Origin of the sequence: Dolichospermum circinale AWQC131C, assembly GCF_000426905.1 — a bacterium.
In the GTDB taxonomy this organism is placed as follows: domain Bacteria; phylum Cyanobacteriota; class Cyanobacteriia; order Cyanobacteriales; family Nostocaceae; genus Dolichospermum; species Dolichospermum circinale.
The window spans coordinates 50,921-63,141 of the sequence record NZ_KE384601.1; the positions used below are offsets into that span (position 1 = coordinate 50,921).

Genomic DNA, 12,221 nt, shown 5'->3' on the forward strand with positions numbered 1-12,221 from the left:
TTAGTAATTGGGTCCAATATCTATCATAGGTTTCTTCAAATTTTCCCAAGGGGGTAATCCGTTCACATTTTGCTAAAATTGATTCGGGAGGAAATAAATTGCTGTTCTGTTGAATTTTCTGTGGTAATTGCTCAAATGCTGCCTTATTAGGGGTAGAAATATATAATCTTTGGGCAATTTTGGCAGCTATGTCTGGTTGTAAAATTAAGTTGATCCAAGCATAAGCACCAGGTAAATTAGGATTGGATTTAGGAATGACAATGGTATCTGTCCATAATGAAGAACCACTACGCGGAATGACAAATTTTAGTTTGGGGTTTTCTTTAGAAATTCTCACCGCGTCCGCAGAATAACACATGGAAATTAATAGGTCTCCTGCTAGTATTTTATTTTGCCAAGCATCTGTGTCAAATGCTGCAATGGCAGGTTTGAGTAATTTTAATTTTTGATATGCTTGTTTTATTTCATTTTCATTTTGTGAATTATAGGAGTATCCTAGCATTCTCAAGCTTGCACCTATGACTTCCCGGACATCGTTGAGTAAGGTAATCCGTTTATTTAATTTATCTCGATTTTGCCACAGATATTCCCAATCTTCGGGTGGATTTGAGAGTTTTTCTGAGTTGTATAATAACCCGGTTGTTCCCCAATTGAAGGGAATACTATAACGGTTTTTGGGGTCATAAGTGGGATTATTAAATTGTGGAAATAAGTTATCTAGTCCGATTAATCGCTGATGATCTATTTCTGCTAATAATCCTTTTTCTGCCATTTTCTGTACCATAAAATCTGATGGATAGATAATACTATAAGTACCACTTCCCCCAGCTTGCAATTTCGCTAACATGACATCATTGGATTCATATACATCTGCTATTACTTTCATCCCTGTTTGTCTGGTAAAGGTTGTTAGTAATTCTTTATCTGTATATTGTGTCCATGTGTAAATATATAGTTTATCACTTTGATTAGGGTTAATATCTTTTGAGCCTACATTGGCTAGTCTCCAACCACAACTACCTAAAGATAAGGTGGAAAAAACTGCAATTTTTTTGAGAAGTTTACGTCTGTTAATCATTGGGGGAAATTAAGTGTTGATAATTGATTCATGAGATATTATTCTGAGGATAATTGACCGCAAATCAATTAAAGTTTGTTATTTTCACTAATAGCTAAACAGTCGGCTTTTTCCCACCAAGTATAAATGGTTGTATTTCTTTCTAGTAAGTTAGTGAATGTATTCCGTTGTAAAACATTAATTTTCATACCGTTGATTAATTCAACGGTATAATTAACATGAGTACCTGAATACATGATATTAATTAACCTTCCAGCAAAGCAGTTTATGGGTATATTGGGTGGATATAGGGAAAGTTGGATTTTTTCGGGACGGACGCTAACTACTACATTTTGGGATTTTTCTAGAGGTGTTTGTTCGCAGCGATTAACAATCATGGTTAATCCGGTTTTTGTTTCAATTTTCACACATTCTGCGTCTATTTCGGCAATTTTACCACTAAATAAATTAGTATTACCGATGAAATCAGCTACAAAAACTGTTTGGGGACTTTCGTAAATTTGACTGGGAGTACCAATTTGTTCTATTCTGCCTTGATTCATCACAGCAATGCGGTCAGAGAGAGATAGCGCCTCTTCTTGATCATGTGTCACCATGATAAAGGTTAATCCTAACTCTTGGTGAAGATTGGATAGTTCAACCTGCATCTGTTTACGAAGTTTTAAGTCTAATGCTCCCAAGGGTTCATCTAATAGGACCACTGCGGGACGATTAACTAAGGCTCTCGCTAATGCTACCCGTTGTTGTTGACCACCAGATAGTTGATGAGGAACACGCGATCGCAAGCTTTCCATTTTTACAAGTTTTAAAGCTTCCGTGACGCGACTAGTAATTTCTGATTTGGATACTTTTTTTAATCGCAGTCCAAAAGCAATATTTTCCCACACATTTAAATGATTAAATAAAGCATAACTTTGAAATACAGTATTAACAGGTCGTTGATAAGGAGGAATATCGGTCATTAATTGACCTTGAATCAATAGTTTACCAGCATCAATTCTTTCAAATCCAGCAATTAAGCGCAGTGTGGTAGTCTTTCCACAACCAGAGGGACCTAAAATACTAAAAAACTCTCCTTTTTTAACATTCAAATCTACACCCTGTACTGCGGGTTCTTGGTTAAAAAACTTAAATACATTGTATAATTCAACATCAAGTGTCTGTGAGGATTTTAAATCCCTTTGATTTTTGATCGCAGTTTCAGCCATAATATCCAGTCCAATGTCCTCATTTCATATTTAATATTGTCAATTGTTAATTTTTCCCTATTTAACCCCAAATTTCTTTTACTCCTATGGCTATTTTACCACCACTGCTTAGTAGTCAAAAAAATACGCGCACAGTTGGACGTGGTGTCCAATCTACATTTGTAATTTTATTCACATTATTAATGTTATCTGGTATTGGCGCTCGATTGGTCTATTTACAAATAGTACAAGGAGCGAAACATCGTCAACGCGCAGAATCTAACCGGGTGCGGATTATTCCTAAACAACCAGAAAGAGGTAATATTTTTGACAGAAATGGTAAATTGTTAGCCAGCACTCGTTATCCTCGGTCTGTATATTTATGGCCTATGGCACATAGAAAATCCTCCTGGTCTGTCGTCGGTCCACGTCTAGCGCAAATTCTGGAAATTTCCGAAGCAGAGATTGAGAAAACCCTTGAAGAATCTGCCGTTAATCCCTCTTCACTGATTCGTATTGCTCGCAACTTAAATGAAGCCCAAGTTACAGCATTAAGAGAGTATGAAAATGAACTCCCTGGTGTGGAAATAAATACGGAGGCTGTTCGTTATTATCCCTATGGTAAAGAGTTAGCTCATATACTTGGATACACCAGGGAAATTACGGCTGAACAGTTGAAAAAAAAGAAAGCCCAAGGCTACCGATTAGGCGATGTGATGGGTCAAATGGGCATAGAAAAGGCTTATGAAAAATTACTAAGAGGGGAGTGGGGAGGTCAGCAAATAGAAGTAGATGGTAGCGGTAGACCCCTCCGAGTATTGGGAACTAAACAAGCAAAATCTGGTAATGATCTACATTTAACCATAGATTTAGAGACGCAAATAGCCGCAGAAAAGGCTTTAGGTAATCGAAATGGAGCAATAGTAGCCATTGACCCTAAAAATGGTGGTATCTTAGCAATGGTGTCTCATCCCAGTTTTGACCCCAACATCTTTTCTAAACAAAAACTTTCCCAAAAAGATTGGGAAAGTCTCCAAGGTTCGGAACATCCTTTAGTTAATCGTGCTATTAGCGTCTTTCCTCCCGCTAGTACCTTTAAAATTGTCACCACCACAGCGGCGCTAGAATCGGGACAATTTTCTCCAGATACAGTATTACAAACCTATGGTTCTTTAACTATTGGTGGGACTAGATTTGGTGAATGGAATCATGCTGGTTTTGGACCATTGGGTTTTGTGGGAGCGCTACAGTGGAGTAGTGATACCTTCTTTTATCAAGTTGGGAAGCGAGTTGGCGGACCAACATTGATTTCATGGACTCGTAAATATGGATTTGGTCAAAAAACTGGTTTTGAATTTACTACAGAGGAAGCTAAAGGTTTAGTTCCCGATGAAAATTGGAAACAGAAGGTATGGAAAAGAGATTGGACTGTGGGTGATACTATAAATATGTCCATTGGCCAAGGGGCTTTACAAACTACACCTTTACAAGTCGCTGTCATGTTTGCTGTACCTGCTAACGGTGGTTATCGTGTCCAACCCCATTTACTCAAGGATAATGAAGAAGCTAAAAGTTGGAGAGAATCATTAAATCTCAAACCTACAACCGTTAATGTTTTGCGTGCGGGATTAAGGAAGGTAGTTAGCGAAGGCACAGGTAAGGTATTAAATACCCCTACTCTGCCCCCGGTAGCGGGTAAAAGTGGGACTGCGGAAGCTTGGAGACGAGGAGTTAAAGAAAATCACGCTTGGTTTGGCGCTTATGCACCCGCTGATAAACCAGAAATTTTAGTGGTGGCTTTTGCTGAACATTCTGGTGGTGGTGGTGGTAGTGTAGCAGCACCTATGATTTTAGCAGTAATGGAAAAACATTTTGCTCGCAAGTAGGTAAACCACCTTGACGTTGAAAACCATAGTTTTTGGGAATTACAGCGGTTTTCGAGCCAAAGTAAGCTGTTAAGCAGCTAAATTAGACAATTCTAATATAGCTAAATCTTGTGGTGCGGGCATCTTGCCCGCTACTTGTCCACCTAAATTGGACAATCCTAATATAGCTAAATCTTGTGGTGCGGGCATCTTGCCCGCTACTTGTCCAATATCCCGCCACTTGTCCAATATAATTATAGAAATTAAATGCAGTGCATCTGACTACAAAAATAATCTATGGTATGCTGATACCAAGCTGTAATTAATCTGCGTTTATCTGCGTTCATCTGCGGTTAATTATTCAGAGAAAATATGTTCTATAAGCAAATTAAAATTTACCCTCTGTGCCAGCGTGTTCCTTCTTTGCTATCTATTAAGGTAACACCTTTTTTTAATAGTTGATCACGAATTTGATCAGATTCTGCAAAGTTTTTGGCTTTTCTTGCTACCTGTCTTTTTTGAATTAACTCCTCAATATCAACATCATTTATACCATGATTAACGGGATTTTCTACTTCTGGTTGGGCGGTTAAACCTAAAACATCTGCTAATCTAATTAGAGTTCGCCATTTTTGCAGTAATTCATTGGCTGGTGTTTCTGTTTTTCCTTGATGTATAATAATATTTCCTTCTCGATTTAGTTCTTTGGCTAATTCAAAAATTATTGCTAAACCACCAGGGAAATTAAAATCATCATTCACTGCTGCTTTAAATCTCTCAACCTCCGCATTTTGGATTTGAGATTTCAGATTTTGGATCAGGTTAGACTCATCCCACTCTAATTTTTTACCATGTTGATAACCGAAAAGTAAACCTTCTTTGAGCGTATGCCAGCCATTGGTTGCTGCTAATATGCCATCATCAGTAAAATCTATGGGTTTGCGGTATTGTGCCATTAAGACAAATAATCTTACCGCCATTGGGTCTATGCCACGATCTAATAATTGGCGAATTGTGATAAAATTACCCAAGGATTTGGACATTTTTTCACCGTCTACCTTAACCATACCATTGTGTAACCAATAATTGGCTAAAGGTTTGCCAGTCACAGCTTCTGATTGAGCAATTTCGTTTTCATGATGGGGGAAAATTAAGTCAGCACCACCAGCATGAATATCTATTGTATCACCCAAGCGATCGCGCACCATGGCAGAACACTCTATATGCCATCCTGGGCGGCCTTTTCCCCAGGGAGACTCCCACGCAGGTTCACCGGGTTTTGCAGCCTTCCAGAGGGCAAAATCAAAGGGGTATTTCTTTTTTTGATATTCCGCGTCTTCGATATTTACCCGTTCACTCGCACCGGCTTGCATATCCTCTAATTTGCGTCCTGAAAGTTTACCATATTCGTTAAAATTCTGTACCGCATAATAGACATCTCCGTCAGCGGGATAAGCAAAACCTTTATGCTCTAAATCGTGAATTAATCGCTGAATTCCATTCATTGTATGTGTAGCGCGGGGATATTCGTCAGCTTCTTTAATTCCTAACCGTGACATATCCTCAAAATACGCCTGAATGTAGCGTTCTGCGACGATTTCCATGGAGGAATTTTCTTCTCTAGCCCGTTTGAGAATTTTATCATCAATATCCGTAAAATTCTGGATGTAATACACATCATAGCCAATAAATTTCAGGTATGAACGCACTATATCCCAGACAATGGACGTTCTAGCATGACCCAAATGGCAGTAATCATAAACTGTCACACCGCAGCAATACATTTTCACTTTTCCAGGTTCGACGGTGGTAAATTGCTCTTGACGACGGGTGAGAGTATTGTAAATAGATAGGGTCATAATAGAGGAATAAGGCAATCTGACGATTAATAATGATAACGCAATTTGATGACAATGGTGTCATCCTAGATTAAGATCAAGCTGCATGGAGTAAGTTGATGGATGAATTTTGTTATAGTTGGAGGTCTTAGTAGCTAATAACTATTAACTATTATTAGTAATACTTGCTAATCTCGTCAACACCTGGAGGTAAAGTATGATTCAAGCATTACCCAAAACTAAATCAGTCACTTTTGAGGAATTTGTGGAATGGAAACCAGAGGGAAAGTATTATGAATTACATCATGGAGTAATTATTGAAATGGCACAACCATTAGGAGATCATGAAGATATTACTGGTTTTTTGGCTGAGAGAGCCACGGCTGAATATCTACGCTTAAATTTACCCTATCGTATTCTTAAAACTGTTTTAGTTAAACCCCCTGAAAATCAATCTGCTTACTCACCAGATGTGTTGATCATCAATCGTCCTAATTTAATCAATGAGCCATTATGGAAACAACAATCTACCCTGATCCAAGGTACATCAATTCCCTTAGTGATTGAAGTTGTGAGTACAAATTGGCGTGTTGATTATTTAACAAAAGTCAAAGATTATGAAGAAATTGGTATTCCTGAATATTGGATTGTTGATTATTTAGCATTAGGAGGAACTCCCTATATTGGAAATCCTAAACAACCAACTATTTCTATCTATGACTTAATCAATGGGGAATATCAAGTAAGTCAATTTAGAGGAAATCAAACTATAGTTTCACGTACTTTCCCCGAATTAACTTTAACTGCTAACCAAATTTTTCAAGCTGGTATGTAAATATGTTACTCTCGTGGACAAAATTAAGATAAAATCTAAAATACACCAACAATTCACTTTCCACCATGCAAACAATAGTTAATTCCGACTCTCAGACCATGGAACTTACTAAAAAAGGTTTACCAGTAACTATTATTACCGGGTTTCTCGGTAGCGGTAAGACTACTTTACTCAACCATATTTTGACAAATCAGCAAGGTGTGAAAACTGCTGTTTTAGTGAATGAATTTGGAGAAATTGGTATTGATAACGAATTGATTGTTTCCACTGATCAAAACATGGTGGAATTGAGTAATGGCTGCATTTGTTGTACCATTAATAATGACTTAGTTGATGCTGTTTACAAAGTTTTAGAACGGGAAGAAAAGCTAGATTATCTAGTTGTTGAAACCACTGGTTTAGCTGATCCTTTACCAGTGGCCATGACATTTTTGGGTTCAGAATTACGAGATCTAACCCGATTAGATTCTATTATTACTGTAGTTGATGCTGCCAATTATAGCTTAGATTTATTCAATTCTGAAGCTGCTTTAAGTCAAATTACTTATGGTGATGTCATTCTCCTGAATAAGACAGATTTAGTTGACGAAACCACTTTACAGGAATTGGAGAAAAAAATCAATAATATTAAAGAAGGATCGCGGATTATTCGGACTACAAAATCTCAAGTTCCACTTCCTTTAATTCTGAGTGTCGGTTTGTTTGAATCTGATATATACTTTGATGACCACGCAAAAGAACATGATGATCATTCCCATTGTGAACATGAACATGATGATCATTCCAGTTGTGAACATGAACATCATGAACATCATCATGATCATCATCATCATGATCATTCTAACCACTTAGAAAATGACGGTTTTACCTCTATTTCCTTCCAAAGTGATAAACCCTTTTCTATTAGAAAATTTCAATATTTTCTAGATAATCAATTACCTATAAATGTCTTCCGTGCTAAAGGAATTATGTGGTTTGAGGAAAGTCCTCAACGTCATATTTTCCATCTTTGCGGTAAACGCTTTACTATTGATGATGATCAATGGAAAAATGAAAACAAAAAGCAAAATCAGCTAGTGCTAATTGGTCAAAATTTAGATAGCAAAACCTTACTTCAGCAGTTAGAAAATTGTCTTTGTGTTCCCTCTAACAGCAAAGGTAAAGGATTTGGAAACCAGTAATTAATTAGCAAATTAGCAAATATTTTCTAGGTTGGGTTACAACAGCGTAACCCAATAAATTTGATCGAAATCCAAATTAAAAATCAGAAATGATCATTGATTTAAAAAAAATGCAATAATATAGGAACGGCTCAGAAACTATCTGAGTTAATCCACGTCATCTCACCTATCATATACTATTGACAATCCAATCCTATCATGAATAATTCTATGCGTTGGCAATCTAGTACCGCTGCACTTATGGCCATAGCCATGACAACAGGTATAGCTATGCCTATACTATCATTTAATCCTGTTTTTGCCCAAGGATTTAATCTCAATCAGTCGCGGACAATTAGTATCCCCGCTAATGTAACTTTACCTGTTACCTACGAAAAAGAGAAAGTTATTGTCAAACCGGGGGAAAAATTAGCCTTAACTTTGAAAATAGCTGACAATATTACTGATAGTAACAGAAATCTTCTAATTCCTGCTAATACTCAAGTTATTGGTGAGTTACAACCAGTAACATTAAATGGGGTATCTACTAATAATAATCGTCAAGGTGTGCGCTTTGTAGCCAGAGAATTAGTATTTCCTTCTGGACAACGATTACAGATTTTTGCTAACTCTAAAACTATCACCCAAACGGAAACAATTACCAAAGGATCAAGCACTGGTCAAATATTAACAGATGCGGCTATAGGTGCGGGCGCTGCTACTCTGATTTCTTTGGTAACAGGTAACAAGAAAATTGAAGTTTTAGAACCTGTTGGTGGCGCAGCAGCGGGGGCTTTAGCTAGTGTATTATTACGGAAACAAAAAGCCGATGTTTTTGTCCTCAGACCAGAACAAGATTTAAATATTACCCTAACTTCAAATTTGGTGATCACTCGTCAATAGACGGAATTTGATGATATAAATAACAAAGTAATAAAGCGATTTTTTTCTGAATTATGGTGAGCGATCGCTTTATTTTTATGTTAATCTTTCTATTTGAGAGGATAATGGTATGGCTGTGGGCTTCCAAACCGCTTTAGTAGACAATACTCTCTGATACTTATTTTAGCTTATCTAAAGGATTTTTTAAACAACCTCTTAACCCTTAACCGCCTTAGCTGATACTCTGGATCTAACTAGTGCCACTATATGGTACAAAAGATAAAGTCATAAAATTAAACACTTTGATATTCTAAAATCATGAAAGCATCTGCCAAATTTGACTTTGAAGACGAAAAATTTAACGCCCCACCGTCCCAAGTAGTCCCTTGGTGTCAAATGATCAGTCCTCGCTATGGGGAAGAGGGTTTACAAAGTTATGGTTTAGCGATTAAGTTGGATAATGCCCAAGCTGTTGGTTTCAAACCCGATGATAATTGGCAAGAGATACAGCACACCTTTAGTTCTGGAGAAGTAGATACAGTATTTCTGACAACTACGCCCAGACTAGTTATAGTCCGTCGTGGTCCATTATCTGTGAAAGACAGAGAAACGGGAATTAAATTAGGAACTTTTAAAGATAATTACGATGCTTTTTTAGCGGATAAACTGAAATTTAAAACCTTTACCCGCCATATAATTTTTTTAGTCGGTGAAGATAAAAAGTTTTTGCACCAATCACCATTACAATTAACTCTGAGTGGTTCAGCTTGTGCTAGTTTTGGGAAAAATTACGCAGAATATCAACAAGGGAGAATTACAGGCGGTTTTGCGGGAGAATTAGAAAAAGCTTATGCTGGGTTTCAAAAAAAACCAGTCACTCCCAAAGGACCATTATTTCATGCCCATGGCATTTATTGCCCGATAATTGAAGCAGAAGAAAGAGGAATTGAACCGAATACAGCCTTAGTAGCTTCAACTGTAGATTATAAACATCCTACAGTCTCAAACTTTACAGATTATATGATTGCTTCAGATTCCCCAGAATCGGAAATAATTCATAAAGCTTTTGAAGAATACAAAGAATTTGGCAAGGAAGTAGTTAAACCAGAAACTTCTAAAGCAGAAATGGCTGGTATTAGCAATTCCTATGTTTATGCAGATGATGATGAACTTGATTATCCACCTTATTAAGTAAAGATTGACACACCATCCCCAAGAGGCAGAAAATAAGGTTTTTCTCTTGCCTCTTGGCTATTGCTTACTCTTTTAGTAATAAATAAAATAGTAAACCATTACCGCCAGAAATACCAGCGCGATCGCCAGCTAATTGACCAGAACCCATAAAATAATCAACCCTTCCTGGTCCTTTAATTGCACTACCGGTATCCTGATCTAAAACAAAACGGTTCACTAGACGAGATTCCAACTTGCCACTTCTATTAGGATAGGGAAAAGAATTGACAATTAGTGCCAATGCTCCCGGAGGCATGATAGATTTATCTGTAGCAATAGAACGTTCAGCAGTTACAGGTAGGAGAAGACTACCCGTAGCAGGTCTACCGTTAGTTTCCGCAAAGAAAACAAACCTTTCCCAACGTGGTAAATAATTGCTTAACTGTCTAGGATTTTGCCGGAAATAACTAATTAATTTCGGCATAGTTAAACCTATAGAAGGTAGTTTACCATCTTTTGCCAATTCTTTACCGATACTTGTCCAAGGATAATCCGTTCCTCCAGCATAACCAACAGATGTTCTTTGGCCATTAGTTAATCTAATTTGGGCAGAACCTTGGATATGAATCATGTATGGTTCTAAACGATTACTAAACCAGAGAATTTCTAAACCCTTTAATCTGCTTCTATTACCTAGTAAACCATTTTTCCCTTCCAAATCAATCCGTTTCGGGTGGGGTTTTGGCCATTTCTGAAAGTCCTTGGGTAGACGATAGAGAGGATACTTGTATACAGAAGTCCTGACTCGACTAGCAGTATACACAGGTTCATAATAAGCTGTGAATTTCACAGTCCCTTTATTATCATTGCCTATAGACTGGTAAAAGACAAACTCCCGACGCACAGCGGCCTGTAATTCTGCTGCTGACTGAGAACTAATTACCACTTCCCGAAATCTTACCAAACTCCGACGTACCCGATCTAAAGTAATTTCTGGAATTGGGTAAGTTTCATAGACTGCGATCGCTCTATTGCTTTCCAGATAACGTAAACTGTTATCTATAGAGGTCAGCAATGCTTGTTTATCTCCTTGTTGACCCCAAAGTTGTTCGTCCCAACCTAAGCAATTTTGAGGAGTACAAACAGTATCTATATCTACCCTTTGTAGCGGTGGTAAACTTGCGGGTGGTGTTTCGGGAGTAGCCGGAGGGACTTCTATCGGCTGTGGAATCGGAATTTGGGCGAAAACTGACGAAAATGGATTTATAAAAGCAATTCCCAGAGTGAAAGCAAATAAAGTCAGGTTTTTTCTCATCATCTTTCCATACTCGAATTAAAAACAGGTTCTACTCTAATCCCCGCAATTTTAGACGGACGTATCACCATATATTCTCCCTGAATATTCTTAATCGGTACGCTAATAAAATCGTTAGAAGTAGATTTTGGCACAAGTTCACCACTGTACCACTTTTGAAATTCTTGAATAGTAGGAAAACGCACCTCTTCTCGATGTCCACCGTCTAAAAGCAGAAAAACAGCATATTCACTTGCAGTTCTAGGCATAAATTTACATTAATAAAGATAATAGAGATATTTATATCACATCACATTCTTACCTCACAAATGTAGACAAATAACTACATTTGACTAGATTTTTGTGATTTACTATTATTTCACTAATATTATTTCACTAATATTTGACTTTTGCTATGCAATTTTAGTACAAAGTTATAAACAAACAACAACACCCACATCTACTAGCCTGTTGATTCCCCTTTCTTGTTGACTCTAGCCAGGGATGTACTACCTTTCACCAACTCGATAAACAAGTGATGGAAACCAGTAACAGCGCCCCCTGATTTTCATTCATCTCAGGGAATATCAGCTTTCGCGTCGGGTGTCGTTGTCTGTTGACTAGACAGATGTGAATTAAACAGCGATTTTACCTCTTGCTTAACTTGTGTTACTTCTCTTTTCTTCTCTCTAGCTGTTTTATCTGCCAGGGAAGCCTGATCGGCTTCAATTATTAGGATAACAACTTTAAATTGAATTGGAAATTTTTGCAATTAAACTTTACAATTCCAAAAACATAAGTTAGCTTTAAAACTGGGGTGAGGTAATTTGATCAACTATGAGAACACAGGGCTAAAGCCCTGACTACAAATAAAGGATGATCATTTTTTGTGACAGTTGAGTAAGTCTT

General features: G+C 37.4%; 10 protein-coding genes. 5 read left to right on the forward strand and 5 right to left on the reverse strand.

Annotated features, from left to right (window positions below; all coding sequences use genetic code 11):
* Nucleotides 1-1,078, reverse strand: a 1,078-nt coding sequence (locus tag ACIR131C_RS22155) for a polyamine ABC transporter substrate-binding protein (protein ID WP_155963048.1), incomplete at its 3' end; no start/stop codon positions are given.
* Nucleotides 1,079-1,146: 68 nt separating this feature from the next.
* Nucleotides 1,147-2,286 carry an ABC transporter ATP-binding protein gene (locus tag ACIR131C_RS0107010; RefSeq protein WP_028089620.1) on the reverse strand — a complete coding sequence of 380 codons (1,140 nt, stop codon included), beginning with the start codon at nucleotides 2,284-2,286 and terminating at the stop codon, nucleotides 1,147-1,149.
* Nucleotides 2,287-2,372: 86 nt separating this feature from the next.
* Between ACIR131C_RS0107010 and mrdA the strand changes: the two genes are divergently transcribed.
* On the forward strand, nucleotides 2,373-4,151 hold the full coding sequence (gene mrdA / locus ACIR131C_RS0107015) for a penicillin-binding protein 2 (protein ID WP_028089621.1): 1,779 nt from the start codon (nucleotides 2,373-2,375) through the stop codon (nucleotides 4,149-4,151).
* Between the two features lie 374 nt (nucleotides 4,152-4,525).
* Here the strand turns inward: mrdA and cysS are convergent, their stop codons facing one another.
* Entirely contained in the window at nucleotides 4,526-5,989 is a 1,464-nt protein-coding gene (gene cysS / locus ACIR131C_RS0107025; protein WP_028089622.1) for a cysteine--tRNA ligase, read from the reverse strand.
* 196 nt (nucleotides 5,990-6,185) lie between these two features.
* Here cysS and ACIR131C_RS0107030 point away from each other — a divergent pair, with 196 nt between their 5' ends.
* From ACIR131C_RS0107030 to ACIR131C_RS0107045, 4 genes are all read left to right on the forward strand, one after another.
* Complete coding sequence (locus ACIR131C_RS0107030) at nucleotides 6,186-6,803, forward strand: Uma2 family endonuclease (RefSeq protein ID WP_028089623.1); 618 nt, start codon at nucleotides 6,186-6,188, stop codon at nucleotides 6,801-6,803.
* 65 nt (nucleotides 6,804-6,868) lie between these two features.
* Nucleotides 6,869-7,984: a CobW family GTP-binding protein gene (locus ACIR131C_RS0107035; RefSeq protein ID WP_028089624.1), complete on the forward strand. Its 1,116-nt coding sequence runs from the start codon at nucleotides 6,869-6,871 to the stop codon at nucleotides 7,982-7,984.
* Between the two features lie 198 nt (nucleotides 7,985-8,182).
* A complete protein-coding gene (locus ACIR131C_RS0107040; protein ID WP_028089625.1) occupies nucleotides 8,183-8,866 on the forward strand; it encodes a hypothetical protein in 684 nt (227 codons plus the stop codon).
* Between the two features lie 297 nt (nucleotides 8,867-9,163).
* A complete protein-coding gene (locus ACIR131C_RS0107045) occupies nucleotides 9,164-10,036 on the forward strand; it encodes a DUF5895 domain-containing protein (RefSeq protein WP_028089626.1) in 873 nt (290 codons plus the stop codon).
* Nucleotides 10,037-10,103: 67 nt separating this feature from the next.
* On the opposite strand, the gene mltA is transcribed toward ACIR131C_RS0107045, so the two are convergent.
* Together mltA and ACIR131C_RS0107055 are read right to left on the reverse strand one after the other, a co-directional pair.
* Nucleotides 10,104-11,333, reverse strand: a complete 1,230-nt coding sequence (gene mltA / locus ACIR131C_RS0107050) for a murein transglycosylase A (RefSeq protein ID WP_028089627.1) — start codon at nucleotides 11,331-11,333, stop codon at nucleotides 10,104-10,106.
* Nucleotides 11,333-11,581 carry a hypothetical protein gene (locus tag ACIR131C_RS0107055; RefSeq protein WP_028089628.1) on the reverse strand — a complete coding sequence of 83 codons (249 nt, stop codon included), beginning with the start codon at nucleotides 11,579-11,581 and terminating at the stop codon, nucleotides 11,333-11,335. The genes mltA and ACIR131C_RS0107055 overlap by 1 nt, the downstream gene beginning before the upstream one ends.
* Nucleotides 11,582-12,221 lie beyond the last annotated feature (640 nt).